This window comes from Acinetobacter sp. NS-4 (assembly GCF_037402435.1).
GTDB lineage: Bacteria > Pseudomonadota > Gammaproteobacteria > Pseudomonadales > Moraxellaceae > Acinetobacter.
The window spans coordinates 18,132-44,150 of sequence record NZ_JBBEUE010000020.1 but is presented as its reverse complement, the minus strand read 5'-3'; the positions used below and the strand labels follow the sequence as shown (position 1 = coordinate 44,150).

Sequence of the window (26,019 nt, the reverse complement as noted above, 5' to 3'; positions counted from 1 at the left end):
CACTAAATTCAACAAAGTTGAAACTTAGTAAGTTTGAGTCGCTTTAAAGCTTTCAATACCTGCTTTGAATGTTGCTTCGATATCTTTATCCCAAGCACCAGTCTCGTCAATTTTTTGCATTAACGCAGCTTGTTCTGAACGGAAGTAAGAAACTAACGCAGCATCAAATGCAACGATTTTCTTCACTTCTACGTCAGCCATGTAGCCTTCGTTAGATGCGTAAATTGAAACAGCTTGGTCAGCGATTGAATATGGAGCATATTGTTTTTGCTTCATTAATTCAGTTACGCGTTGACCGTGTTCAAGTTGCTTACGAGTTGCTTCATCAAGGTCAGAAGCAAACTGAGCGAACGCTGCAAGTTCACGATATTGAGCCAAAGCGGTACGGATACCACCAGACAATTTTTTGATGATCTTAGTTTGCGCAGAACCACCAACACGAGATACAGAGATACCCGCGTTCACAGCAGGACGAATACCCGCGTTGAACAATGATGTTTCAAGGAAGATCTGACCATCAGTAATCGAAATTACGTTGGTTGGTACGAATGCAGATACGTCACCCGCTTGAGTTTCAATAATCGGCAATGCAGTTAATGAACCAGTTTGGCCTTTAACTTCACCGTTAGTGAATTTCTCAACGTAGTCAGCAGATACACGAGAAGCACGTTCAAGTAGACGACTATGAAGATAGAATACGTCACCTGGATACGCTTCACGACCTGGTGGACGGCGTAAAAGCAATGAAATTTGACGATACGCAACAGCTTGTTTAGACAAGTCATCATAAATGATTAACGCGTCTTCACCGCGGTCACGGAAGTATTCGCCCATTGTACAGCCAGAGTACGGAGCTAGATACAGCATTGCTGCTGGATCAGCTGCAGCTGCTGCTACAACAGTTGTATACGCCATAGCGCCAGTTTCTTCTAGCTTGCGTACTACGTTAGCGATAGTCGATTGTTTTTGACCAATTGCTACGTATACACATTTAATGCCAGAGTTTTTCTGAGCGATGATCGCATCGATCGCCATTGCTGTTTTACCAGTTTGACGGTCACCAATGATCAACTCACGTTGACCACGGCCTACTGGGATCATTGTATCTACTGATTTATAACCAGTTTGTACAGGTTGATCCACTGATTGACGCCAAATTACACCTGGTGCTACTTTTTCAACAGCATCAGTTAATTTTGCATCAATAGGGCCTTTACCATCAATCGGGTTACCCAAAGCATCTACTACACGGCCTAAAAGTTCTGGACCAACCGGAACTTCTAATACACGACCTGTGCAACGAGCTTTTTGACCTTCTTGAAGGTTTAAGTAGTTACCTAAAACAACGACGCCCACTGAATCCTGTTCTAGGTTCAGTGCCATACCAAATAAGCCGCCGTCGAATTCGATCATTTCACCGTACATTGCATCAGCAAGGCCGTGAATACGCACAATACCGTCGGAAACCATAACAATGGTCCCTTCGTTCTTAGCGGTCGCGCTGGTGTCCAGATCGCCGATACGCTGTTTAATGAGCGCACTGATCTCGGATGGATTCAGTTGTTGCATTGCGCTATACCTCAATCTTTTTAAAGTTCAGTCTTCTTTTACGCAGTAATTTTTTATAAATAATTACGCAAGAAGACGAGTCCGCATTTTTTCAAGCTTGTTAAGCGCAGAATCATCTATCACTTGGTCGCCTGCACGAATAACTACACCAGCAATTAGTTCTGGTTTAACTTCTACAGAAACATTTACCGCAGCGTTAAAGCGTTTTTTCAACGCATCTGCAAGTACTTGTTCTTGTGTAGAAGACAATGGGAATGCAGATTCAATCACTACATCCACAGTGTTGTTATTCTGTGATTTGAGCTGTTCGTATTCTGTCGCAATTTCAGGAAGAAGTTCCAAACGGTTGTTTTCAGCAAGCAATGTCAAAAAGTTTGACACTGCTGCGGTTTGATCTTCACCTAAAACTTTGGCAAAAACACTTACCTGCTCTGCAGGAGTAAGCTCAGGGCGATTTAAGTAAGCTGAAAATGCTTCATCTTGCACCGCAGCACTGAGCAAATTCAATGCATTTGACCAAGAGTCAGTTGCACCTTGCTCAGAAGCGTAAGCAAATGCTGCTTTAGCGTATGGGCGTGCCAACGTCAAGAGTTCAGCCATAATCCGCCTCTCTTAAAGTTTAGCAGCCAGCTGAGTCAGCATGGCATTGTGAGCTTCTGCGTCAACTTGCTGGGTCAGAATTTTTTCTGCGCCAGTAACTGCAAGAGCAGCAACTTGTTGACGTAATTCTTCGCGGGCAGCATTGATTTCAGTATCAACAGCTTCTTTAGCCTGTTGACGAATACGCTCACCTTCAGCAGCTGCTTGAGTACGCGCTTCTTCTACCAATTGCGCACCGCGACGGTTCGCTTGTTCGATCAATTGAGCCGCTTGTGCTTTAGCTGCGTCTAATTCAGCTTTCACTTGAGCTTGCGCATCGGCAAGGTCAGCTTTCGCTTTTTCAGCAGCGTTTAAGCCATCAGCGATTTTACGCTGACGCTCACTAATCGCATTGATTAGTGGTGGCCATACAAACTTCATGCAGAATGCGACGAAAATCGCAAATGCAATCGCTTGGCCAATCAATGTGAGGTTGATATTCATTGCTATTCCTCAATGGTTTAATTTAGGAATTAAGCTGATTAACCTACAAATGGATTAGCGAAGATGAAGAACAAGCCAATACCAACACCGATCATAGGCACAGCATCAAGAAGACCCGCGATTAAGAACATACGAGTTTGAAGTTGTGGAGCCAATTCTGGTTGACGAGCTACAGCTTCAAGGAAACGGCCGCCTAAAAGACCAAAACCAATCGCAGTACCTAAAGCACCAAAAGCGATCAAGATAGCAGATGCAATTGCAACTAGACCTAAAGTGAGTTCCATGATAATTCCTCAGAGGTTAGGTATATACCAAATTAAAGTAAAAAATTAAGCCCAACCATCGGTTGACAGTCAGGCAATACCATTAATGTTTTTCGCTAGCCATACTCAAGTATACGATAGTCAGCATCATAAAAATGAACGCTTGTAACGTAATAACAAGAATGTGGAAGATCGCCCAAGGCACAGACAACGCCCACTGGATCCAGAACGGTAATAACGCGATGAGGATGAAGATTAACTCACCTGCATACATGTTACCGAAAAGTCGTAGAGCCAATGAAACTGGACGTGCAAGGAATGTTACGAGTTCCAGAATCAAGTTCACTGGAATGAGCAACGCTTTTGCAACTGGGTTACTTGGGTTAAATGGGTTGAGTGCTAACTCGCCGACGAAACCGCCGATGCCCTTTTCACGAATGCTATAGAACAAGATAAGTACAAATACCGACAATGACATACCAAGGGTAACGTTAGGGTCAGTAGATGGAACGATCTTGAAGTAAACGTGGTGCGGGTCCATACCAAATACGTTTGAACCAATAATTCCTGCAAGATGCGGGATGAAATCTACTGGTAGTAAATCCATCGCGTTCATGAGGAAAATCCACACAAAAATTGTGAGGGCTAAAGGCGCAATTAAGCGTGATTTGCCATGGAAAGTGTCGCGGACACTTGAGTCAACAAACTCGATGATCATTTCGATTGCAGACTGGAACTTGGTAGGAACACCAGCATTTGCAGCTTTCGCTACTAACCAGAACAACAAACAGAAAACCACACCGAGAGTGATAGACCAACCCATTGAATCCAAGTGAATAGCAGTGAACCCCATCTGTTGAGCTTCATCAGCAGTCTCAGCCAATTTCCAAGAACCATCCGGCATTTTGCCATAGGTTAAATTGGTCAAGTGATGCTTGATGTACTCGGTCGAAGTAAGGGCATGTTCTTCAGCAGCCATAAATCACACCTGGTCAATGTCAAATACTAAATAGAGAGAACGAACATCGCGTGCTGCCTGATATCTCGTTCTTCTCCTAAAAAACTTTTCAATTTTTTGTTGTGTTTAAACTCATTTCTGGAGTCGTGACGCCCAAAAAGGTGCGACCCACGTCATCGTCTGAACAAGTATAAATCCACAAAACAATGCCACCGCTGACAACGGTTTAACATTGCTTAAAATTAAAATGAAACCAACAATCACAATTGCAAATTTGCCCATCAAGCCTCTATACATGTTCGAAAGAACCTGTTTTGAAGCTCGCGCACCTGCAGCTCGAAACGATTGCCAGGAAAAATAACAACTTGCAAGCCAACACACCAACGCACCAAGTGCGGCACTGTAAGCTGCAGTTGAGTCTTTCACGACCCACGCTATCAAGGCTGAAACAGGGATCATGCATGCTTGTAAGATGACTAAAGCTTTCGCTAATCGTCGGTCAATCATTCGACTAGTTCGGCTCATTATTTATTCACTCACAGCAATCATGCTTGACAAGTTTAGCTGATGATCGTTTTTAATCGCAGGCATTATAGAGTTACACCCCTGAACATGCAATCTTTTCCCGACCTAAGTCGGATTTTTTAATTACATAAACCGCTTTCGAACTCATCAATTGTTGCTTAATTTTTGCATCATTTCCGTGCATTTTGTACACATTTATATGTTTGATCGGCCAGTTTCTTCCACGCCAGCACAAAGTCCCCTTCCCTGCCCATGCTTTCATCGACCGCTTGGAAGGTAATCGGATTCAATTTTTGGTACTGGTTTTTGCTGGCATGACCTTCTGCCAAAAGGCACATATTGCGACTTGGTCGGCTGTCATTTAAATATTTAATTTGGGCCAGTGTAGGTGCCACATGCGGATCATCGGTCAATGCACCGGCAAACTTCAGGTTTAAAGCACGTTCCAGATACTGATACGCATCATGATATGACCAGTAAGGTTTGGCTGTAGTCTGGCTATTGTATTGTTGTGCACTCAGCAACATTTCTTGTGCAAAGCGTTTGGCATTGGCCCAGTAGGCATCTTTATGTTCAGGAAATTGTTGTGAACGCAAGGCTGCAATAAAAAAGCCGATGCGCACCGCATTGTTGGGATCGAGCCACACATGCGTATCGACCGTATTGTTCAACGCCACACCACGGGTAGTACGCTGAGGCAGCGTTTGCACAATACCAGAATCTAAAATCGCAATCGCTTTGGGATTATCAGACAACAGTTTATTCAATGGGGCTTCATGTGCCTTACCTAGCCAGATCACCAAAGAGGCATCCAGAATGGCTTTGCGATGCGCCGGAGTCAGGGTAATGTCATGTCCAGACTGATCTCCCAACAAAAGCACAGGCTTCTCTATACCTTGAGTCACTTCCTGAGCAATCAGATAAATTGGATGTGTAGAGACCACCAGATTTTGCGACCAGCCAAAGCTACTCAATAAGGCCAGGGCACAAAATGCAAAGAAACGGGACATGAAGAAGATCACCAAATGTTCAATAAGTGTTATAATATAACAAATCGACAAAAATACCTATGCCTGATCGAAACTGTAGGTGCTTCATGTTAAGATTTAATGTCCTTTGATTTTTATAAATTCCGTACTTGAGGTTTTGCTATGAGCTTATGTTCGCACGAACATCACAATGCATTACATGGCGTACATGACCATCATAATATAGCAACACGTCTTGCTGAAGCAGAAAGTCTCTGTACCTCTGCAGGTGCGCGTTTAACCCCATTACGTAAAGAAGTGCTGGAACTGATTTTAAATGCCACCGGCCCCATGGGTGCCTATGACTTGCTGGCAAAAATCAAGAGCGAGTCTGACCGTCCTGCTGCACCACCAACGGTGTATCGCACTTTGGACTTTTTACTGGAAAAAGGCTTAATCCATCGTTTAACTTCGATTAATGCCTATATACCCTGTTGTCATCCGCGCGAAGGACATCAAGCGGCATTTTTAATCTGTACTGCTTGCAAGAAAGTAAAAGAAGCCTCGGCTCAGGGTTTATTAACACAATTAGATGAACTTTCAGCCTCCGATCAATTTACTGCACATCACAGTATTATTGAAATTTCTGGGATATGTCAGCAGTGTCGCAACAAACAGTAACCACCAATCCCCTGATTGCTTTAGACAAAATCAGTGTTCGGATTGACGAACGTGACATCTTAAAGAATGTCGATTTCGCTTTGCATGAGCGAGAAATTGTCACGCTGATCGGTCCGAATGGTGCGGGCAAATCTACTCTGATTAAAGTGCTTTTGGGGATTGTGAAAGCCAATTCAGGCAAAATTCATAGCCATAAAAAACTCAAATTCTCTTATGTACCGCAAAAGTTTAATCCATCGCATAGCCTGCCTTTACGGGTGCAGGATTTACTGGCTTTAGAACATTGCGACGCCGATATCAAAGCAGAAATTATTCGCGATACCGGCATTACCAAATTGCAGGATTGTAAAGTTCAGCAGCTTTCAGGCGGTGAACGGCAGCGTGTATTACTGGCACGCGCTTTACTACGTCAGCCCGATGTACTGGTACTGGATGAACCGATGCAAGGTCTGGACATTCAGTCTGAAGCTGAACTGTATGAATATGTCAGAAGCTTGCCAATCAAGTATAGCTGTGCCGTGTTGATGGTATCGCATGACTTGCAATGGGTCATGCAAGGCACGCATCGCGTGGTGTGCCTGAACAAGCACATCTGCTGTAGCGGCTTGCCGGAAAATGTTCAGCAGCATCCGGAATATCAGGCCATTTTTGGCACCAACCGTGTGTTCTATCAGCATCATCATGACCACTGTGCGCATGGTGATAGTGCGGCTCCATGTCAGCATGATTCTCGCCCTCATATTCACCCTGAACCGGAAGCTTAAGCCATGATGGAATGGTTACAACTCTTGTTACCTGCATGGACCATGGGAACCCTGTTGGTGTTTCTGACTGCTCCGCTGGGCTGTTTAATGTTATGGCGACGGATGTCATTTTTTGCCGACACCATGGCACATGGCACTTTACTGGGTGTGGCGATTGCCGGCGCTTTAAGCCTGCCTTTATGGTTGGGCGTGAGCTTTTTGGCTTTTCTATTGGTGGCTATTTTATGGGTACTGCATGACCCGCGCTTGCCCAACGATGCCTTGCTGGCACTCTGTTCCGCAACCCTGCTCTGCTCAGGCTTACTGTTTATACAGCATATTCCAAGCCTAAGACCGGAACTACTCAGTTACCTGTTTGGTGATCTGCTACAAATTTCCTGGTCAGACTTGCCAATGTTTGCCATCGTCATTATTGCGGCTTTAGCGGTGTTGTATAAAAACTGGAAAGCGCAGATTCAAATCGCGATTGATCTGGACATGGCAGTGAGTGAAGGTGTAAACGCAAAATGGCAACGCCTGGTGTTTATGCTGCTGCTGGCACTCTTTACCGTATTGGCTTTACGTGCAGTCGGTTCATTATTGATGGGTGCTCTACTGGTCATTCCTGCATTAACAGCACGACTCTTAGCAAACTCACCTAAACAGATGGTGGTGTGGGCTTTTGTGATTGCACAATTTGGCATTAGTGTTGGTCTATGGTCAAGCGCAGGTTTAGACACCTCTACTGGTTTAACCATTGTACTGACCATGGCGATATCGTTTGCCGTGATTTTTGCAGTGCAGAAAGTGAAGAAGATGGCTTAGTTTTTCCTTTATATATGCATCATTTTTAAGATGATTTTTATTTTATAACATTCTCTCCTTTGCAAACTCAGAATATATTCTGAGGATTCTTACTTCTTTAAAGGAGAGGGAAACAATCCTTACTGATGCACCAAACTCAGTAATCCAGCTGCACAGCTAAACAACACGGCAAAAGTTCGGTTCATATATTTCTGCTGTTTCGGCGATTTTAGTAATCGTAAAACTTTGGCGGCCAAGCCGGTATAGCCCGCCATCACGATCAGATCAATGCTCACCATGGTGACTGCCATAATCAGATACTGAATCCATTGTGGTTTAGACAAATCCAGAAACTGTGGCAACACGGCAAGTAAAAACACAATCGCTTTCGGGTTGCTCATATTGACCAAGAAGCCATATAAGACCAGTTTAGGAATCGATTTATTCGGTTGTTCCTGTTGAATCTCAATGGACTGTACAGGTGCTGTCCATTGCAGGTATGCCAAATACAAGAGATACACCACACCAAACCATTTCACCAGCAGAAAAGCCCAAGGTGTAGTCGCGAACAATACCCCTACCCCAGCAGCCACAATGCCAATTTGCACCAACAATGCCAGCTGTAAACCTAAAGCATTCCAATAGCCACGTCGAAAGCCATAATTTAAACCGCTCGACATCGAAGCAATTGCACCTGCTCCAGGAGAAATACTGATGACCCAGCATGCCAACATATAGGCAAGCCAAACTTGGTAAGACATAAAATACAAGGAGATAAAAAGACCGGCTCATTATATGACTTTTCACACTTATAAAGCGTTAAAAATCCACGATCAAAATAAAACTTTGAGCTATTCACCCAGGCAGTGATGAGGCACAATAAAGCCAGTCACATATTTTATAAAAATTGTTAGGAGCCCAGTATGACTGCCCAATCTGTAATTTTACCATTACCTTCAGATCATGCTCGGTTTATTATTTTACGTTTAAAAGACTTAACGATTGATGAGTTAAAAGAGAAACTTGCAGATTTATTTACCACACGTGATCGTTTAATCACCCAGCATCCTAACGCGCAAATTAAAACAGGTGTCGCTTTTGGTCCCGAACTTTGGGCAAAGCTCTATAATCAAATTCCTGCTGGCTTTAAACAATTAGAACCGATCCAAGGTTCATTTCAAATGCCTGTTGTTCCTGCTGATGTGCTGATTCATATTGCCAGTGCTCGTGCCGACATTTGCTTTGCCTTAAGTCAGTCTTTCTTTGAAGGGATTCAAGATAAAGTTGAAGTGCTGGATGAACGCGTATGCTTCCGTTATTTCGACGGGCGTGACATTACAGGCTTTATTGATGGGACTGAAAATCCGCAATTCCCGGATGATCGTGCCGAAGTCGCTTTACTCGGTGAAGATGCCGGAATTTTTGCTGATGGCTCTTTTGTGTTTGCACAGCGTTATGCACATAACCTGGAAAAATGGAAAAAATTAAAAGTAGATGCGCAAGAAAATGTGATGGGTCGAACCAAATTAGAGTCAATTGAACTGGATGATGAGGTGAAACCTGAAAATGCCCACATTGCCCGTGTTGTGATTGAAGATGAGAAAGGCGAAGAAATGGAAATTTTACGTCATTCTCTTCCTTATGGTGAAGGCCGAGGTGACCAAGGTTTATTCTTTATTGCCTATACCAAAAACTTAAGCATTATCGATCATATGTTGGAACATATGTTTGGCACAGCTGGCGATGGGATTCATGACCGTTTACTTCACTTTGTGACACCAATGGATGGGGCGTATTACTTTGCGCCGAGTGAAGAGTTGTTGGAAGAAGTTTTGGAAGGATGATAAATTAAAAAAAAGTAGTTATAGATGTAACTACTTTTTTAAAAAATTAGATAACTATAACTCTCTCAGGTTAATCAAAGTACGTAATAGATTTCTGAAAATAAAAATTAATTACATACATTTGTATCTTCACATGCTATCCAACCTGAAGTCGTTCGACCATTTTTATTAGTATATACAATATTTAACCACCTAGAACTTACTTCTTTTATTTTGAATTTATCACCTTTTATCAGATATCCGACATGTTCTGGTGTAAAATTATTAACGTCATTAATAAATGTTTTTCGAAGTACAATTCCACTATCAAGCTTTCCATTCCTCCAATCTTTAAAAAAATTTGAATTTAACTCATTTTTCAATTTATGCTGACTAGAATAAGGAAACTTATATATTATTTTTTTGTTTTCTAAGTCTACTATATCACCCCCACTACCAAAAAAATTAGATAATTTTTCATTTTCTTTACAATTATTATTTTTATCACACTCATATGCACGCACCATATAATATTTATCTAAATAGTTAAATCTATTTAATGGATCTCTATAATTCTCATTATATGAAATTACCAAAAAAACATTATATTTATCTTTTATATTATTAGAAAATACGTAATCTATTTTTGGAATACTATTAGGAATCTCATAAAAGTCAATTTTTTTTAATTTTTTATTACAATCACTAATATAAACATCTAACTTATTAAAAATTTCATTGGACTCTATACACTTATATGTATTTAATTTAATTATATTATTTGCATAAAGAGAAGAATTTACTAGTGTAAATAAAAAAATAAATAGCAGATATTTTAAAGAATAATTCATTTACATACACCATATTTAAGAATAAATTTTTGAGCTATAAATTTTTTAGCTATTTTTCTTTCAGCTAATTTCATTTCCCCACCATTAACTAAATGTGTAATAGAAGTCGTTATACTATCTGAATCAATTTTTATACTTTCATTTTTCGTAAGATTAGCTATTTTTCCATTATTTTTATTTTTCCAAAACCAAGCCCCCGTTTCTATAGCTATACTATAATTATTTTCTAATAGAGTAGGATTATTAACAATATCTAAACCTGTACCTTTTGCACAATCTTCATAGCCTGTAAAATGAGTTAAATGTAATAACCCCCTTCCTCTATAATCTTCATTAGGATATTTTTCATTTCCATATAAATGAAAACCATAAGCAGTATCATTACCTGCCAGATAACTCCAAATATATTCAAGTTTCTGCTGTCTAGTATATTTCCCCATGCCACGCCGTTTAAAACCAGCATTTATTGCCGTGGGTGATATTGCATAAATATTTTCAGGTTTTTTAAAAGTTTTCTTAGTATAATTCAAACTTTCTCTTAATTTTGTAAAGTCTTCAGTTTCTATTTTTCCTTGAGCTAAAATATTGACTAAATCTCTGCAAGAGTTTACTTCATATTTTTTCATAAAATCAGGTAACATTAATAATGCTTCTTGAAATTCAGCTTTAGCTTTAGGGGCTATATTCTTTATAAAATCAATATTAAGTTTCAAAGATTTTCCACAAGTTTTGCAGGTAATATTTTCTGTAATCTGTCTATTAATATTTGGTTTATCTTGTTGAGTACTTCCATTAGTTACATCTACATCTAGATGCAACTTAACTGAACTTTCCTTTATTCTTTTTGGCAAATAATTTACCGATTTTAGTGGTGTACCATCAGGTTTATATACTGTTATCTTCAACCATTTTCCAATATGACCACGAACCACAAGCTTTCCATTTGAAGTAGTGATGATATTTTTTTCTTTACTCTCTAGGTTCAATATTTCAACATTGGTTTTTTCTACACTATATTTATTGTCATTTCTATCTAGCAAAGTGATCGTCGATAAACTTTTAAAATTATCGTAAGGTTCATCTAATTGAATAAGTATTGGCTGTTGTGAACCACTGCCAGAATTTACAGATTTTTTTAAAACAAATGTATCACCCGATGTCAGAACTAAAATTTCGATATCCCGATTTGGAGAAGATTCTATTTCTGCCAGTCCTTCTTCGTTGGTAGAACGTTCAAAAGATTTTTTCCCTTTAGGACGCGATTGTATAGGAAAGTTGCTCATCACTTTTCCATGACGATCAACCACCTTAAAAAAATTCTTTACGGTTTTACTATGAGGAATTTTTATGTTTTCTTGTCGATATTCTTCAATCGTTTTGGGTAAATAAACTTTTACCGGATGACTCGCAGATGAACTTACAGATGAATTCATCATTTTAAAAACTGTATACTCTTTAGCATTAGGTGGTTTAGCTAAAATTTCGATTGTTCTGTTAGAAGAAGCTTGAAAGATGAATAAACCCTTTTCATCTGTCTTTTGCAGGTTTTCTCTGGTTGATCCATGATAACGAGACTTTACATTTAGATTGATAACTCGTTGACCGGATTTATCATAGAATTTAGAAATAATTGTGACCAAACTACTCATTAATCAAAATCCTCTTCTGAGTAAACTTCATCATCTTCTAAAATTTCTTCTTCTGTTTCTTCTATCAATTCATCACAATTATCGTTTGATATGTCCTGACTTAAATAAGTATTTAAAGAATTAAATCCCAATGCTCTAAATTCTGCTTGTTGTGGAGTATAGAATCTTAAGGAACTCATATTTTTATCGTTATCCAATTCATTCTTAATATTTTTAATTAATTTTCCATCTGATTTATCAACAATAAAAATCTCCTTTTCACCCATAGAAGGTCTGTTCCAAATATAATCAATTCGATTGCTGTAAGGCGTTTCAAGCATTGGTAAACTTACCTGAGGTGTCAGCACTTTAGCCCCTCCCACAAAACTATGCTGCCCCGCCTTACTCTCAAACTTACCACCGGTGGTAGTAAAAACACCTTCTGCATTGATCTTTAACTGTGAACCACCTGCTGTCAGTACAATCTCTTTAGGACTGCTCAGCTCAATTTTATCTTCGGTCGAAATCAGCTTAATGACCTTACGGGCTATAACTTCAAGGGCATCATCCTGTGCCTGAAGCTCGACTTTGCCTTTCGCAGCATATGCACTAAAGCCCTGCTGCGCTGCAAACAGGCTAATCTTGTCTTGAGCATGGGCAATCAATGATTTTTGCGTTGAGAAATTAATAGCATCTCCGGCACTTTGACTGATCTGTCCATCTGCCGAGAAATATAAATCTTCATGGGTGACACAGGCGATGGAGTTTGGCGCAGCAAGAATCATTAAAGCCTGTTTAAAGGCATTTGCTTTGGCTTCATTCCTGCGTTCCATCTGCTCTAGAAAATACTTTAAATTGTCTAAAACGGTGAGTGAATCCGTTTGCTGATTTTTCGCTATGTCATTGAGTGCTTTTGAATGATTGAAACTATTTTCAAGCTGACGTTTGGCCTGATTCACCTCTAAATGATGACCTGCCGCGCTATCTTGTTTATGTGTGGAAATGAGCAAACCTTCACCCGCCCGGACAGCGCCCCATTGATCTGTTCTTAGCTCAAACCCTTCCCCGCGTCCATCACTGGTCTCGGCAGCTTTGGAATGGCTGAGATGTCCCAAATTCAGCTGACTTGCGCCATGGCTACTTTGCAACTGGGTACTGATTTGTCCAGTGCTATCGTCAAAACGCAATTGGTTAAAACCCGAACCACCGACTTCCTGCGAGCGGATGCCGCTGAGCTTTTTGGTCTCCGGTAACTGGCCTTGAATATCAAACATGGTTTGATGGCGTTCTGCTTCATGAATCCGTCCAACCACAAATGGGCGGTCAACATCGCCTTCAAAGAAATCAATCACCACGATTTCACCAATTCGCGGATGAAAACGTGCACCATAACCCTCACCGGCCCACGGAGTCAGTACATCAACCCAGGCTGAATCGGTATCGTTGTCATTGCTTCCGGCTCCGCCATCATGTCCATGATCCTCATTACGGGTAAACATAAAACGAACCTTAATCCGGCCCCACTGATCGACATAAATGCTTTCACCTTCAGGACCCACCACTTTGGCACGTTGCGGATAGGCCGCAGGCCGATGTATCAGGGGGTTGTATTCAGGAACCACAGCTATATTGCGTCGTACCAGATAAAGCTCATTCGCCTGTCGTTCATCTCCCTGATGTTGCCAACGGCTCAAGCTTAATAGAGTGTCTAACTGGCGCAGCATGTCTTTAGGTAAATTATTCTGGTTATAAAAAGATTTACCCAAAATCAGGAATTCTTTATCTGAACCTGAATGACGGTCAATTTCAGGATGATCAAGCAATTCAAACCAGTAGCCGACATGGGCATCACGCACGCTACTTTGCGCGGTGAAGTATTTGGCCTGCAAGTCTTGGTACTGGCTCAGTTGCCGATTCAGTTTTTCTAATTGCTCACTACCTGAAGCGGTGCTTTGATCCACCCCGCTTAAATCCGATGTCCATGCCGGGCTAATGCTCCATGCCTGTTCCAGACTTAAGCTTGCGTTGTCGTGCAAATCACTATGCTGATGCTTGCTTAACTGGTAATTGGCCTGATCCTGAGATAGATAATGCGCTTGCCAACGCTGCACCTGAACGGCGGTCGACTGCAAAGAACGTTCGGCAATAAAACTGGTGATGCTATCAAACGCTTCTGTGGCATGACTGCGATGAAAGCGAACTGATCTTCTTTTTAAGGCATTAAATTGATGATTTTCATCAATTAAGCATAATTTTTGCGCTTGTATTGCTGCTGCAGGACTGGCAACGACATGCTCGGCTTCATCAATCAGCCAATTGATGCCTTCACTGCGCCACAGTCGGGTTAAAAACTCATAGTCTGTTTCATTGGCCTGCATCACAAAAGGACGCACATCATATTCTCTATTTAGGCCTTGCATATTTAAACTGAGACTGGCTGCAAACAAGCTACTTTTCGTTTGCCATTCCTTAAACAGAATTTCGCTGATATCCCGCACACTTTTGTTCATAAACACACGGCTGTTACGGCGCTTGTGCCACAGTGCAGTTGCATCTTCAATGCTCAGTTTATATAGGGTGAATGCACTATCACTTTGGCCTTGACTGGCGGCAGTAATTACCCCAGTCATCCGAGACAAGTCGCCTGAATCCGTCACCTGATCTACAGCCACTTGCCCACCAATAAATTGTTTTAGAGGAATATGGGCATGCGTCGACAAGCACATCAGTTCGGCTTTTAAGCCCTGATTGATGCGATGTTGCCCTTCAATGCGTTGAATAAAGACCTGAGAATTCAGCAATTCATTGGAAAACTGGATGTGCAGGGCGCGCTTTTGCAAACTTAAGCCCATACTGTCCATCAGCGTATGGATATTTTTAAACATCATGATTTATTATTTTTATAGGATTATTTTAATTTGAGACGCATTCTAGAAAATGTTGTTTTTTTAGTCCAGTAGGTTTTTTGTTAATTTTATCCATTGGCGTAATTCAGTTAAATGGATGAAATTAGATAAAAATGTGCAGAGATTAAGCCCATCCTTTTATTCTGCTGTGCTGAGCTTGCTGTTACACTGAAAAGCATAAGAATATTGAAGAGTTCGGGTCATGCTTGAGATTCATTCCAAACTACCGGCACAGGGTGTCACCATTTTCAGCGTGATGACCGCGATGGCACATCGCCTGAATGCCTTAAATCTTTCCCAAGGTTTTCCCGACTTTGCCGCGCCACCCGCGCTACTCAAAGCCTTAAGCCAGGCGACTCTAGATGGTTTTAACCAATATGCTCCCAGTGATGGTCTGATTTCACTGCGTGAACAGGTAGCCCAGCAATTTTTAAAACGCGATCAATTGGTAATTGATCCACTGACTGAAATCACCATTACGCCCGGGGCCACGATTGCCATTTTTGTTGCCATTCAAGCGCTGATTCATGCCGGTGATGAAGTCATCATTTTCGATCCCTGCTATGACAGTTATGGCCCCAGCGTGCAACTGGTCGGCGGAAAAGCCATTCATATTCCCCTGACTGCCCCACAATTTTCAGTGGACTGGAACCGAGTTAAAGATGCCATCAATGATAGAACCCGAATGATCATTGTAAATACGCCGCACAATCCAACCGGGGCAATCTGGTCAGGTCAGGACTGGCTCACTTTAATTGAACTGATTCGGGATAAAAATATCGTTGTACTGTCCGACGAAGTTTATGAGCACCTGATTTATGACGGTCAAAAGCATTATTCAGCCTTGTCTTTTCCGGAGCTTCGCGACCGCAGCATAGTGATCGGTTCTTTTGGTAAAACTTTCCATGTCACCGGCTGGAAAACCGGATATTGCATTGCCTCACCTGAACTGATGAAAATATTCAGACAGGTCTATCAGTTCGCCAGTTTCTGCGGGGTAACACCAGTACAAATGGCACTGACCACTTTTATGCAGCAGCATCCTGAACATATTGAAGGGCTTGCAGACTTTTATCAAGATAAACGTGATCTGTTTAATTCAGGCCTGCGTAACTCGCGCTTTCATTTTACCCCTTCACAGGGCACCTATTTTCAAAACCTGAACTACAGTGCCATTCGTCCCGATCTGGATGATGTCGAGATGTGTAAATTTCTGGCGGAACAGCATGGCATTGTTGCCATTCCGGTTTCGGTTTTTTATCAACAGTCCCCGGAAAATTTACGTTTAATCCGCTTTTGTTTTGCCAAAAAAGATGAAACCCTGGAACAGGCCTCGGCTATTTTATCCGCAGTTTAAGTTCATGATTTATTCATGAAATTTAGCCTTAGTTACTTAACAACTAAGGCTTTTTTAAGCTAACTCGGGTAGTGTGACTTTAAATCTGAAAATGATAAAAATAACGTTACAGGATGATCCATGCCTCAACATAAACCGCTGCTCAGCCAACAAAAACTGTGGAAAACATTTCTGATTTTTCTATGGCCGTTGATTGCGACCAATATTCTGCAAAACCTGTCTGGAACGATGAATACCATTTTTGTTGGACAAATGATGGGCGTGAATGCGATTGCAGCAGTGGCAGTATTCTTTCCGATTTTGTTCTGCCTGCTGGCTTTTGTGATTGGGCTTTCCGCAGGTGCTACGGTATTGGTTGGACAGGCATGGGGTGCGCAAAACATTGAAAAAGTACGCTGTGTGGTGGGTTCTACCCTGTTTATGACCTTAATTGGCGGCAGTATTATCGCCTTGTTTGGCGTGCTTTTTTCTAAGCATATTTTACTGGCTCTGGGTACCACGCCAGATGTAATGCATCTGTCCCTGCCTTATGTACAGTGGATGCTGGCCGGTAGTCCCTTGCTGTTTATTTATATTATTTATACTTCCATTTTACGTGGCGTGGGTGACAGCACCACACCGCTGATTGCTTCCGGCATGACCATTCTGATTGGTGTAGTAATTACCCCGGTACTGATTGCCGGCTATTTTGGCTTTCCCAAAATGGGCATTATTGCACCGGCTATTGCCACCGCTGTTGGTTACTTGGCAGTACTGGTGTTTTTGCTGGTGTATCTCAACAAGAAAGACCATCCCTTGAAGCTTGACCGTCATCTGCTCAGCCATATTCGCCATCACCCTGAACTGAGTAAAATTATTCTGCGTTTGGGTATTCCTACCGGTGTGCAGATGGTCACCACATCTGTTGCCGGGCTGGTTATTGTCGGCCTGGTCAACCGTTATGGTTCACATGCCACTGCAGCCTATGGTGCAGTCAATCAGGTCTTGAATTACATCCAGTTTCCTGCCCTATCCATTTCAATTGCTGCCTCCATTTTTGCAGCACAGGCGATTGGTGCAGAAAAATCGGATCTGCTCAATAAAGTGACCCATACTGCACTCGCTATGAATATTGTGATTACCGGTGGATTAGTGGCTTTGGCTTATCTGTTCTCCAAATACTTGATGGCGCTGTTTATCACCGACCCGACGGTGGTGGTACTGGGACAGCAACTGTTATTTATTGTGCTGTGGTCCATCCTGTTCTTTGGTGCCAGTGCAATTTTTGCTTCCATCATGCGTGCCAGCGGTACGGTAACGATCCCCATGCTAATTAACATCGGCACAATTTTATTGATTGAAGTGCCTTGTGCTTACCTGTTCAGTTACTGGTGGGGCTTACAAGGCATTTGGTATGCCTATGCGCTGTCATTCGTCTGCTTGTGTATTTTGCAGGCACTTTATTATCAGTTGGTGTGGAAGAAAAAGACCATTAAGGCACTGGTGTAATATTCAGCCTTTAACAGCGAAATAAATCCAAGCAAAAAACTTGTGATTGGCGTATTTCCTGCTTAATCCATATTTTTTATATGGATTTAATTTTATCGTATTTTTAAGCCTGAAAATTCCTTGTTATAACCAGCTGACAACATAAAAAACACAAGGTTTTTCTCATGGCTGAACGTAAAATCCGTCTTGGTGCTTTTATTCCAACCACTTCTCAGCATGCTGCCGGCTGGCGTCATCCGGAGTCACGACCGCAGGATCATTTAAATATTGACTATGCCATTGAGCTGGTCAAAACGGCAGAACGTGGCTTATTTGATGCCTACTTTTTAGCAGATACTTTGGCAGTGCGTGGTGACTGGGGTTCCGCCACCAGCAAAGGCTGGGGTCTGGGCGATAAAGATACTGGCTTTGAACCAGTCACCCTATTCGCTGCCCTGTCTGCAGTGACGAAAAATATTGGTTTTGTCGCTACTGCATCGACCACCTATGAGCACCCATATACGCTGGCACGCAAATACGCCTCACTGGATCATATTTCCAAAGGACGTGCGGCATGGAATGTAGTCACCACAGCCTCTAAACAAGTCGCGCGCAATTTTGGCCTGTCCGAACATCCAGATGCCAAAAGCCGCTATGCACGTGCACATGAATTTATTGAGGTTACACAGAAACTCTGGGATTCTTGGGAAGATGATGCCTTTGTATATGACAAAGCCTCTGGACAGTTTTTCCAGCCAGAAAAATTTCATGAACCTCAGCACAAGGGCAAATATTTTGAAGTGCAAGGAGCATTAAACGTACCGCGCCCGCCACAGGGCTATCCGGTGATTGTACAGGCAGGTCAGTCGGAAGATGGCCGTGAGCTGGCTGGAAAATATGCCGAAGTGATTTTTACTGCACAGCAAAATTTAGCTGATGCACAGGAATTTTACCGTGATGTGAAAGGTCGTTTAGCTAAATATGGTCGTCATCCGGATGACCTGAAAATCATGCCGGGTGTTTCGATTTTTGTGGCAAAAACGGCAGAAGAAGCACAGGAAAAATACGATCTGTTAAACAGTCTTATTCATCCACAAGTCGGTCTGGGTCTGCTTTCCGGTTTGGCCGGCGGAATCGATCTGGAACAATATGACATCGATGAGCCTTTCCCTGAACTGGATGAAAGCTTGATCAATTTTGGCAGTCGCCAGCAGATGATGATTGATATTGCCCGCAAGCATAACTTTACCATCCGCCAACTGTATGAATATGTAGCCTCTGCACGTGGCCACTGGACGCTGGTGGGTACTCCTGAGCAGATTGTAAACCAGCTACAAGAATGGTTTGAAAATGAAGCTGCAGATGGCTTTAATATTCTGCCACCAAGCACGCCTGCCGGTTTAAATGATTTTGTCGACCTGATTGTGCCAGAACTGCAGCGCCGTGGCCTGTTCCGTACCGAATATGAAGGCAGCACCCTTCGTGAAAACTTGGGACTGAAACGTCCGGAAAATCAGTATGTACTGGCGCAAAAACAAGCGCAGGCATCTTAATTCAAGAACCACCCAAATGCCCTTCGGGGCATTTTTTATGTATTTTGAAATTCAACTCATTTTAATCTTTCTCATCACTACTTTGCCCCAAAGTATTCTTTTTTGAAGATCGACTTTATTTCATATAAGCACTGCGTTTTTTCTACTGTCTGTTTTGAAACAAAAGCGCCTGATGAGTGCTGATTCTTCAACATATAAAAATGACATCCAAAATAAGATTCTGTTTTTTATAAATTTTTAACTTGGCACAATGTTTGAAGCAGCTGTTTTGATTATTGATTAAAATGTACAGGATATAACAATGTCAAAACGTCAAATTAAACTTGGTGCCTTTATTCCTACCACTTCACAGCACGTTGCCGGCTGGCGCCATCCTGAATCTCGTCCACAAGATCATCTCAACATTGACTATGTGATTGAACTTGCACAGACAGCTGAACGCGGCTTGTTTGATGCTTATTTTCTGGCAGATGGCTTATCGGTACGTTGGGGTTCTGCAATTGAAGGCGAAAAGGGCCTAGGCGATAAAGGTGTCGGCTTTGAACCGGTTACCCTATTTGCAGCACTTTCCACAGTGACCAAAAATATTGGTTTTATTGCCACCGCATCAACTACCTATGAAGATCCTTACATTTTGGCTCGTAAATTTGCGTCTTTAGATCATATTTCCAAAGGACGTGCAGCCTGGAACGTGGTGACTACGGCATCTGCCGACACTGCACGGAATTTCGGCCTAGAAAAGCATCCTGATGCCAAAGTCCGTTATGAACGTGCCGATGAGTTCATTGAAGTGACGCAAAAACTCTGGGATTCCTGGGAAGATGACACCTTCATCTATAACAAGGAAGATGGTCAATTCTTCGATGCCAGCAAACTGCATGAGCCATTACATGCAGGAAAATACTTCAATGTACAAGGTGCGCTAAATGTCTCACGTCCACCGCAAGGCTATCCGGTGATTGTACAAGCTGGTCAGTCTGAAGATGGCCGTGAACTTGCGGGTAAATATGCCGAAGTGATCTTTACCGCACAGCAAAGCCTGGAAGATGCGCAAGAATTCTACCGTGATGTGAAAAGCCGCCTGTTGAAATATGGCCGTCATCCGGATGACCTGAAAATCATGCCGGGTGTGTCTATTTTCGTGGCCAAAACTGAACAGGAAGCTCAAGAGAAATATCAGCTACTGAATAGCCTAATTCATCCTGAAGTCGGTCTGAGCCTATTGTCCGGTCTGGCAGGCGGAATCAATCTAAAGAAATTTGATCTGGATGCGCCGTTCCCGAAACTGGAAGATACCGACATTAATTTCTCTAGCCGTCAGCAAATGATGATTGATATTGCCCGCCGTCATAACTTTACCATCCGTCAATTGTACGAATACATTGCCTCTGCGCGGGGTCACTGGACCCTGATTGGTACGCCTGAACAGGTGGTGGATGAACTGCAAACCTGGTTTGAAAATGAAGGTGCTGATGGCTTTAATGTATTGCCACCGACCACCCCTGCTGGCTTGAATGACTTTGTTGATTTCATTGTGCCTGAACTGCAACGCCGTGGCTTGTTCCGTACTGAATACGAGGGTTCGACTTTGCGTGAGAACTTGGGGCTGAAACGTCCTGAAAATCAGCATGTCATCGCTCAACAAGCAAACAAGGCATCTTGATCACCTGAAAACACATGCTCCAGTTGGGGCATGTATCTTATACCCATAAAAAAGTTATGCCTTTTTCATCCTCAGCATATTCAATGCAAGTTTTAAGCTGAACTCATGGCAACATAACAACAGTTAAGCTGTTGATATAACAACAATAAATTAAATTTAAATTACTAAGTATATGATTTTTATTATTTATTTTATTGGCATGCTCTTTGAACTATATAAAACCATAATCAACAACATCAAACAGGTTTTCATATGTCAAAACGTCAAATTCGCCTTGGTGCTTTTGTACCAGGCACTTCTCAGCACGTTGCAGGCTGGCGCCATCCGCAAGCTCGTCCACAAGACAGCCATAACTTAAATTACTTTATTGAACTGGCCAAAACGGCTGAACGTGGCTTATTTGATGCCTATTTCCTTGCTGACGTTCCAGTGACTGTCGATCCGGATACCACACCCAACTTGGGTTTAACCGGCGGTTTTTCTGCAGGACTTGAGCCTGTATCCCTGTTTTCTGCACTAGCAGCAGTGACCAAAAATATTGGCTTTATTGCCACTGCCTCAACCACTTATGAAGAGCCATACAGTCTGGCACGTAAATTTGCTTCACTGGATCATTTATCCGAAGGTCGTGCTGCCTGGAATGTAGTGACGACTGCGGGAGCACATGTGGCTAAAAACTTTGGTTTAAACGATGCTCCACATCCGAAAGAACGCTATGAACGTGCCGATGAGTTCATTGAAGTGGCACAAAAACTTTGGGATTCCTGGGAAGATGATGCCTTTGAATATAATAAAGAAACCGGACAATTCTTTGATGGGGACAAACTGCATCCACCGCGTTTTAAAGGCAAGCATTTAGCCGTACATGGTGGATTGAATGTGGCACGTTCACCGCAAGGCTATCCGGTGATAGTCCAGGCGGGTCAGTCTGAAGATGGCCGTGAACTGGCGGCAAAATTTGCCGAAGTGATTTTCACAGCCCAACAAAAACTGGAAGATGCCCAAGCCTTCTACCGTGATGTAAAAGGCCGTTTAGCCAAATATGGCCGTCATGCCGATGACCTGAAAATCATGCCAGGTGTATCCATTTTTGTTGGCAAGACAGAAGAAGAAGCACGGGCCAAATATGATGAACTGAACAGCTATATTCATCCGACCTTGGGTCTGTCTTTAATTCAACAACTGGGCGGTTTTACCGAAGACCTGTCAAAATTTGATCTGGATCAACCCCTCCCTGAGCATATTGGACAAATAGAAAATGGCGCCAGCCGTAACCAATTGATTCTAGAGATTGCACGTAAAAACAATTTCACTATTCGCCAGCTTTATCAATGGGTGGCAAGTGCACGTGGTCACTGGACCATTATTGGCACCCCAGAACAGGTGGTGGATGAACTACAAGCCTGGTTTGAAAATGAAGCCGCGGATGGCTTTAATATCCTGCCGCCAACCACGCCTGCCAGCCTGGATGACTTTGTTGATTTGGTAGTACCTGAACTGCAACGTCGTGGCCTGTTCCGTACCGAGTATGAAGGTAAAACCTTACGTGAAAACTTAGGCTTAAAACGTCCTGAAAACCAGTATGTGCTGGAAAAGCGTCATACCGCTCAGGCATCTTAAGTAAAAGATTTGCCAAAAAAAATGCCCTGCGGGGGCATTTTTTTATGTTCTTAATTTTAGTTTTTAAAATTTTCAGGCATTAAAAAAGCCTTGTTTCCAAGGCTGTCGGTTTGAATCTGCGAATTACCAGGCAAATTGATAATCTGAAAACTTCGCTGCCGGTTTATTACGGTGTAACTGGTCTTTTAGCGGATCGCTAAAATCCGTCAAAATGTCATTTTTAATATTGTGCAAACGCACATCTTCACGTTTACGCGGATGGGCAACCGGGATATCAACAATACGTTTAATCCGACCCGGATGGGGTTGCATCACCACCACACGATCCCCTAAAAATACTGCTTCCTCAACGTCATGGGTCACAATCACCATGGTGATTTTTTCTGCCTGCCAAATCCGCTGTAATTCGTCTTGCAGGTTCTGACGGGTTAAAGCATCAAGTGCGCCAAAAGGCTCATCGAGAAATAAAATTTCCGGACGATTGACCAAACTGCGTGCAATCGCCACACGCTGGTTCATGCCGCCTGAAAGCTGGGATGGATAGGCATTGGCAAAACTGGTCAGATTGACCAATTGCAAATGTTCATCAATCAGTTTGTCTTCCTCAGCCCGTGTCAGCTTACTCTGATGCAGTGCAATACGCACATTTTCACGCACGCTTAACCAAGGAAAAAGACGGTGGTCTTGAAATACGATCCCGCGTTGTAAACTGGTGCCAAAAATCTTTTTTCCATCCACCTGGATCTGGCCCTGATAGCTGTTTTCCAGTCCCACCAATAAGCGTAACAGTGTGGACTTGCCGCAGCCACTGCTGCCGACAATACTGATAAATTCACCCGGCTGGATGTCTAAATTAATATCGTCCAGCACAGTTAAAGCGTCATTGTTTTGTGTCGGATAGGTTTTGCTGAGTTGCTGAATAGATACATGGCCTGTTGCTTGCTGTGTCATCTCTCAATTCTCCTGTAAAGCTTGAGGCACTGGCGAATTAAAGCTTCGCCAGGGACACTTCCGTCGATTTGATCAACACCACCACTTCAGAACCGACTTTAAGGTCCAGGTCTTTCACTGAACGGGTACTGATAATTGAAGTGAACAGACCGGCTTTGGTTTCCACATTTATTTCTGAAACAACGTCACCTTCTAATACTTCTTGAATAATACCTTTAAACTGGTTACGTACATTTACTGAAGTAATTGCCATTTTAATTATGCCTTTTGTTATTTAGAGGTCTCTAATATAAAACAGATTATTGATTTACTTTATCTTGATTTATCCTTTAGTTATCCCTATTTTTTTTATCTTTTAAAAAGATAAATAATCCCAGCTTTAATTTATATCTGAAAGCGATAATCAAATACCGATATATTATTTATCATTCCATTTTAAATATTTCATGATGATCAACATTTTCAACAAGTATAAGAATCTCATGTCTATTTTAACCCACCCCAATGTACCCTCTGCCCTGAAGCATAAGCGTGCAACGGCGACGGTATTTGAAGATCCTTTATCACAGGCGCTGCTTGCCCGTATTGAACAGATTGCGCCAAGTGAAGCCAATGCGTTGATTATTGGTGACACTGGCACAGGCAAGGAACTGGTCGCCCGGCAAATTCACCAGCTCAGCCATCGTGCCAAAGGCCCGTTTGTGGCGGTGAACTGTGGTGCTTTCACCGAATCATTAGTCGAAAGTGAACTTTTTGGACATGAAAAAGGGGCTTTTACTGGTGCAATCCATACCCGTGTGGGCTGGTTTGAAGCTGCGCATAATGGCACCTTATTTTTAGATGAAATTGGCGATTTATCGCTGTCGATGCAGGTCAAATTACTGCGGATTTTACAGGAACGCGAGATCGTGCGTGTCGGTTCACTCAAGCCGATTCCAATCAATGTGCGCATTATTGCCGCGACCAATGTCGATCTGGAAAAAGCCGTGCAAGACGGTCGTTTCCGGGAAGATTTATTCTATCGACTGCATGTGGCTTTACTCAGAATTCCAAAGCTTTCAGAACGTCGCGATGACATTCTGCCGCTGGCAAAACACTTTATTCAGGTCTACCAGACCGACCCGCATGCGACCCCATTGCGCCTCAGTCAACTGGCGCTCAAAAAGCTGACTTTGCACCCTTGGCCCGGCAATATCCGCGAGCTGGAAAACACTATTCATCATGCCGTTTTAGTCAGTAAAAATGGCGTGATTGAACCGGAAGATATTACTTTTTCCAGTATTCAATCGATTGCCCAGAAAGCTGAACCTTTTACCTTTGCTTCAACTGCTTCAGTGAATGGAACGATTAAGGATCCTCAGGATGCAGGACAACTTTTAGAACAGACATTTCAGAGTATTTTTCAGTCTTCGGAACAGTTTAAACAGACCAATATCAATGAGCTGATAGAAGAAAAATTTATTCGCAGTGCCTATCAATACTGCCAGTACAACCAGGTACATACTGCAAAATTATTAGGCGTGACCCGTAATGTCATTCGTACTCGGTTAATTAAATATGGTTTATTATAAATATCCACTCATTTATTTTATTATGCGTTTATTTTACTATTTAAATTTTAACCAGATAATAAAAACCTCGATTTATCTATCGAGGTTTTTTATTTTATAAATTCCTTTTATTTCTCCCTATGGGAGAAAAATAAAGAGGGTGTGAATAATTATGAAAGAAGTCTATTTTAATGATTTTTATTTCTTATTATTCGATTGGATTACGTTTCCAGGCTGTAAAGTATTTTTCCAGGCCAATTAAAATATAGTTAAACGATAATCCGACTAAGGTAATCACTAAAATTCCCACGAACATTTGCGGAATTTCAAAACTGAACTGTGAATACATAATCAGATAGCCCAGTCCTGCTTTGGCACCAAACATTTCTACTGCCACCAAAGCCAGGATCGAGATCGCTCCGGCCAAGCGGATGCCGACAAAAATAGTCGGTACAGAAGCGGGTAAAATCACTTTACGGAACAGTTGATAGGGTTTTAAACCCATAGTACGTGCCGATTTAATTAACAATGGATCAACCGTTTGTACACCGGTAATGGTGTTTAAGAGAATCGGCCAGGTGCAGGCATAAACCAGTAAGCTGATTTTGGATGCCTCACCAATACCCAGGAACAGGATGAATAACGGCATTAAGGCCAAGGCCGTGGTATTACGAAACAGTTCCAGGAGTGGATTTAAGGTTTCCGCAACCAGTTTGTACCAGCCGATCACCAAACCCAGTGGAATGGCAATGGCTAAGGCCAGAGCAAAACCAATGATTGAACGCTGAATACTGGCAAAGAAATGCGTACCCAATTGACCGCTTTGATAGAGCTGCCAGGCCGTTTCCAACACAGTGGATAATGGCGGTAAAAATGCCGGACTGACTACACCTGTTCGGGGTAAGGTTTCCCAAAGCAATAAAAATAATAAGATGGCGATACTACGTTTAAAAATAGTGTTCAGCCAGCTTAGTTCCAGGCGTGGTTTTGACGGGCTAAAGGCTTCGCTATGCGGAATCGCCTGTTGAGTCGATGACATGATGAATAATCCTCAAT

The 26,019-nt window shown here is 42.3% G+C and carries 24 protein-coding genes; 10 read left to right on the top strand and 14 right to left on the bottom strand.

Going from position 1 to position 26,019, the window contains the following annotated elements:
* Window positions 1-24: 24 nt before the first annotated feature.
* From atpA to WAE57_RS13655, 7 genes are all read right to left on the bottom strand, one after another.
* Window positions 25-1,569 (bottom strand): F0F1 ATP synthase subunit alpha, encoded by a 1,545-nt coding sequence (atpA, locus tag WAE57_RS13685; RefSeq protein WP_337710996.1) that lies wholly within the window; start codon window positions 1,567-1,569, stop codon window positions 25-27.
* Window positions 1,570-1,632: 63 nt separating this feature from the next.
* Entirely contained in the window at window positions 1,633-2,169 is a 537-nt protein-coding gene (locus tag WAE57_RS13680) for a F0F1 ATP synthase subunit delta (protein WP_086176474.1), read from the bottom strand.
* A 12-nt stretch (window positions 2,170-2,181) separates the two neighbouring features.
* Entirely contained in the window at window positions 2,182-2,652 is a 471-nt protein-coding gene (locus WAE57_RS13675) for a F0F1 ATP synthase subunit B (protein ID WP_086200323.1), read from the bottom strand.
* Window positions 2,653-2,690: 38 nt separating this feature from the next.
* Entirely contained in the window at window positions 2,691-2,936 is a 246-nt protein-coding gene (atpE, locus tag WAE57_RS13670; protein ID WP_000424060.1) for a F0F1 ATP synthase subunit C, read from the bottom strand.
* 82 nt (window positions 2,937-3,018) lie between these two features.
* The gene (gene atpB, locus WAE57_RS13665) at window positions 3,019-3,894 is read right to left on the bottom strand and encodes a F0F1 ATP synthase subunit A (RefSeq protein ID WP_086176476.1); all 876 of its coding nucleotides are present in this window, start codon (window positions 3,892-3,894) and stop codon (window positions 3,019-3,021) included.
* Window positions 3,895-4,005: 111 nt separating this feature from the next.
* Window positions 4,006-4,398, bottom strand: a complete 393-nt coding sequence (locus tag WAE57_RS13660; protein ID WP_086176477.1) for an ATP synthase subunit I — start codon at window positions 4,396-4,398, stop codon at window positions 4,006-4,008.
* Window positions 4,399-4,568: 170 nt separating this feature from the next.
* Window positions 4,569-5,408 (bottom strand): zinc ABC transporter substrate-binding protein, encoded by an 840-nt coding sequence (locus tag WAE57_RS13655; protein ID WP_086176478.1) that lies wholly within the window; start codon window positions 5,406-5,408, stop codon window positions 4,569-4,571.
* A 141-nt stretch (window positions 5,409-5,549) separates the two neighbouring features.
* On the opposite strand from WAE57_RS13655, the gene WAE57_RS13650 reads away from it, so the two are divergent.
* From WAE57_RS13650 to znuB, 3 genes are read left to right on the top strand one after another with little or no spacing between them, the layout of a single operon-like run.
* Window positions 5,550-6,047, top strand: a complete 498-nt coding sequence (locus tag WAE57_RS13650; RefSeq protein WP_086200325.1) for a transcriptional repressor — start codon at window positions 5,550-5,552, stop codon at window positions 6,045-6,047.
* Complete coding sequence (znuC, locus tag WAE57_RS13645) at window positions 6,020-6,811, top strand: zinc ABC transporter ATP-binding protein ZnuC (protein ID WP_337710995.1); 792 nt, start codon at window positions 6,020-6,022, stop codon at window positions 6,809-6,811. Before WAE57_RS13650 ends, znuC begins: the two co-directional genes overlap by 28 nt.
* Before the next feature lie 3 nt (window positions 6,812-6,814).
* Complete coding sequence (znuB, locus tag WAE57_RS13640) at window positions 6,815-7,615, top strand: zinc ABC transporter permease subunit ZnuB (protein ID WP_337710994.1); 801 nt, start codon at window positions 6,815-6,817, stop codon at window positions 7,613-7,615.
* Between the two features lie 119 nt (window positions 7,616-7,734).
* Here znuB and WAE57_RS13635 read toward each other — a convergent pair whose 3' ends face one another.
* Entirely contained in the window at window positions 7,735-8,355 is a 621-nt protein-coding gene (locus WAE57_RS13635) for a LysE family transporter (protein ID WP_337710993.1), read from the bottom strand.
* Window positions 8,356-8,517: 162 nt separating this feature from the next.
* Here WAE57_RS13635 and WAE57_RS13630 point away from each other — a divergent pair, with 162 nt between their 5' ends.
* Window positions 8,518-9,438 (top strand): Dyp-type peroxidase, encoded by a 921-nt coding sequence (locus tag WAE57_RS13630; protein ID WP_337710992.1) that lies wholly within the window; start codon window positions 8,518-8,520, stop codon window positions 9,436-9,438.
* A gap of 107 nt (window positions 9,439-9,545) precedes the next feature.
* Here WAE57_RS13630 and WAE57_RS13625 read toward each other — a convergent pair whose 3' ends face one another.
* From WAE57_RS13625 to WAE57_RS13615, 3 genes are read right to left on the bottom strand one after another with little or no spacing between them, the layout of a single operon-like run.
* A complete protein-coding gene (locus WAE57_RS13625) occupies window positions 9,546-10,268 on the bottom strand; it encodes a hypothetical protein (RefSeq protein ID WP_337710991.1) in 723 nt (240 codons plus the stop codon).
* Window positions 10,265-11,917, bottom strand: coding sequence for a glycoside hydrolase family 19 protein (locus WAE57_RS13620; RefSeq protein WP_337710990.1), 1,653 nt, complete (start codon window positions 11,915-11,917; stop codon window positions 10,265-10,267). Before WAE57_RS13620 ends, WAE57_RS13625 begins: the two co-directional genes overlap by 4 nt.
* Window positions 11,917-14,781 (bottom strand): type VI secretion system Vgr family protein, encoded by a 2,865-nt coding sequence (locus WAE57_RS13615; RefSeq protein ID WP_337711010.1) that lies wholly within the window; start codon window positions 14,779-14,781, stop codon window positions 11,917-11,919. Before WAE57_RS13615 ends, WAE57_RS13620 begins: the two co-directional genes overlap by 1 nt.
* A gap of 223 nt (window positions 14,782-15,004) precedes the next feature.
* On the opposite strand from WAE57_RS13615, the gene WAE57_RS13610 reads away from it, so the two are divergent.
* The 5 genes from WAE57_RS13610 (at window position 15,005) to WAE57_RS13590 (ending at window position 22,462) form a co-directional block, all read left to right on the top strand.
* Window positions 15,005-16,159, top strand: coding sequence for a methionine aminotransferase (locus WAE57_RS13610; protein ID WP_337710989.1), 1,155 nt, complete (start codon window positions 15,005-15,007; stop codon window positions 16,157-16,159).
* A gap of 120 nt (window positions 16,160-16,279) precedes the next feature.
* Window positions 16,280-17,647, top strand: a complete 1,368-nt coding sequence (locus WAE57_RS13605) for an MATE family efflux transporter (protein WP_337710988.1) — start codon at window positions 16,280-16,282, stop codon at window positions 17,645-17,647.
* A gap of 164 nt (window positions 17,648-17,811) precedes the next feature.
* The gene (locus WAE57_RS13600; protein WP_337710987.1) at window positions 17,812-19,179 is read left to right on the top strand and encodes an LLM class flavin-dependent oxidoreductase; all 1,368 of its coding nucleotides are present in this window, start codon (window positions 17,812-17,814) and stop codon (window positions 19,177-19,179) included.
* A 301-nt stretch (window positions 19,180-19,480) separates the two neighbouring features.
* Window positions 19,481-20,842, top strand: a complete 1,362-nt coding sequence (locus WAE57_RS13595) for an LLM class flavin-dependent oxidoreductase (RefSeq protein WP_301433951.1) — start codon at window positions 19,481-19,483, stop codon at window positions 20,840-20,842.
* A gap of 252 nt (window positions 20,843-21,094) precedes the next feature.
* On the top strand, window positions 21,095-22,462 hold the full coding sequence (locus WAE57_RS13590; RefSeq protein WP_237787615.1) for an LLM class flavin-dependent oxidoreductase: 1,368 nt from the start codon (window positions 21,095-21,097) through the stop codon (window positions 22,460-22,462).
* 123 nt (window positions 22,463-22,585) lie between these two features.
* On the opposite strand, the gene WAE57_RS13585 is transcribed toward WAE57_RS13590, so the two are convergent.
* On the bottom strand, window positions 22,586-23,413 hold the full coding sequence (locus WAE57_RS13585; RefSeq protein WP_200223485.1) for an ABC transporter ATP-binding protein: 828 nt from the start codon (window positions 23,411-23,413) through the stop codon (window positions 22,586-22,588).
* 37 nt (window positions 23,414-23,450) lie between these two features.
* Window positions 23,451-23,666 carry a TOBE domain-containing protein gene (locus WAE57_RS13580; protein ID WP_086176493.1) on the bottom strand — a complete coding sequence of 72 codons (216 nt, stop codon included), beginning with the start codon at window positions 23,664-23,666 and terminating at the stop codon, window positions 23,451-23,453.
* 229 nt (window positions 23,667-23,895) lie between these two features.
* Here WAE57_RS13580 and WAE57_RS13575 point away from each other — a divergent pair, with 229 nt between their 5' ends.
* Entirely contained in the window at window positions 23,896-24,984 is a 1,089-nt protein-coding gene (locus WAE57_RS13575; RefSeq protein ID WP_337710986.1) for a sigma-54 dependent transcriptional regulator, read from the top strand.
* Window positions 24,985-25,171: 187 nt separating this feature from the next.
* On the opposite strand, the gene WAE57_RS13570 is transcribed toward WAE57_RS13575, so the two are convergent.
* Entirely contained in the window at window positions 25,172-26,002 is an 831-nt protein-coding gene (locus tag WAE57_RS13570) for an ABC transporter permease (RefSeq protein ID WP_237787612.1), read from the bottom strand.
* Between the last annotated feature and the right edge of the window lie 17 nt (window positions 26,003-26,019).

Excerpts from the sequence above, each read along its gene's own strand:
- WAE57_RS13585 (WP_200223485.1), bottom strand. The coding sequence starts at position 23,413 with ATGACACAGCAAGCAACAGGCCATGTATCTATTCAGCAACTCAGCAAA.
- WAE57_RS13625 (WP_337710991.1), bottom strand. The coding sequence starts at position 10,268 with ATGAATTATTCTTTAAAATATCTGCTATTTATTTTTTTATTTACACTA.
- znuB (WP_337710994.1), top strand. The coding sequence starts at position 6,815 with ATGATGGAATGGTTACAACTCTTGTTACCTGCATGGACCATGGGAACC.
- WAE57_RS13635 (WP_337710993.1), bottom strand. The coding sequence starts at position 8,355 with ATGTCTTACCAAGTTTGGCTTGCCTATATGTTGGCATGCTGGGTCATC.
- WAE57_RS13650 (WP_086200325.1), top strand. The coding sequence starts at position 5,550 with ATGAGCTTATGTTCGCACGAACATCACAATGCATTACATGGCGTACAT.
- WAE57_RS13570 (WP_237787612.1), bottom strand. The coding sequence starts at position 26,002 with ATGTCATCGACTCAACAGGCGATTCCGCATAGCGAAGCCTTTAGCCCG.
- WAE57_RS13595 (WP_301433951.1), top strand. The coding sequence starts at position 19,481 with ATGTCAAAACGTCAAATTAAACTTGGTGCCTTTATTCCTACCACTTCA.
- WAE57_RS13600 (WP_337710987.1), top strand. The coding sequence starts at position 17,812 with ATGGCTGAACGTAAAATCCGTCTTGGTGCTTTTATTCCAACCACTTCT.
- WAE57_RS13655 (WP_086176478.1), bottom strand. The coding sequence starts at position 5,408 with ATGTCCCGTTTCTTTGCATTTTGTGCCCTGGCCTTATTGAGTAGCTTT.
- WAE57_RS13610 (WP_337710989.1), top strand. The coding sequence starts at position 15,005 with ATGCTTGAGATTCATTCCAAACTACCGGCACAGGGTGTCACCATTTTC.
- atpE (WP_000424060.1), bottom strand. The coding sequence starts at position 2,936 with ATGGAACTCACTTTAGGTCTAGTTGCAATTGCATCTGCTATCTTGATC.
- WAE57_RS13590 (WP_237787615.1), top strand. The coding sequence starts at position 21,095 with ATGTCAAAACGTCAAATTCGCCTTGGTGCTTTTGTACCAGGCACTTCT.
- WAE57_RS13660 (WP_086176477.1), bottom strand. The coding sequence starts at position 4,398 with ATGAGCCGAACTAGTCGAATGATTGACCGACGATTAGCGAAAGCTTTA.
- WAE57_RS13680 (WP_086176474.1), bottom strand. The coding sequence starts at position 2,169 with ATGGCTGAACTCTTGACGTTGGCACGCCCATACGCTAAAGCAGCATTT.
- znuC (WP_337710995.1), top strand. The coding sequence starts at position 6,020 with ATGTCAGCAGTGTCGCAACAAACAGTAACCACCAATCCCCTGATTGCT.
- WAE57_RS13575 (WP_337710986.1), top strand. The coding sequence starts at position 23,896 with ATGTCTATTTTAACCCACCCCAATGTACCCTCTGCCCTGAAGCATAAG.
- WAE57_RS13620 (WP_337710990.1), bottom strand. The coding sequence starts at position 11,917 with ATGAGTAGTTTGGTCACAATTATTTCTAAATTCTATGATAAATCCGGT.
- WAE57_RS13630 (WP_337710992.1), top strand. The coding sequence starts at position 8,518 with ATGACTGCCCAATCTGTAATTTTACCATTACCTTCAGATCATGCTCGG.
- WAE57_RS13615 (WP_337711010.1), bottom strand. The coding sequence starts at position 14,781 with ATGTTTAAAAATATCCATACGCTGATGGACAGTATGGGCTTAAGTTTG.
- atpA (WP_337710996.1), bottom strand. The coding sequence starts at position 1,569 with ATGCAACAACTGAATCCATCCGAGATCAGTGCGCTCATTAAACAGCGT.
- WAE57_RS13580 (WP_086176493.1), bottom strand. The coding sequence starts at position 23,666 with ATGGCAATTACTTCAGTAAATGTACGTAACCAGTTTAAAGGTATTATT.
- WAE57_RS13605 (WP_337710988.1), top strand. The coding sequence starts at position 16,280 with ATGCCTCAACATAAACCGCTGCTCAGCCAACAAAAACTGTGGAAAACA.
- WAE57_RS13675 (WP_086200323.1), bottom strand. The coding sequence starts at position 2,652 with ATGAATATCAACCTCACATTGATTGGCCAAGCGATTGCATTTGCGATT.
- atpB (WP_086176476.1), bottom strand. The coding sequence starts at position 3,894 with ATGGCTGCTGAAGAACATGCCCTTACTTCGACCGAGTACATCAAGCAT.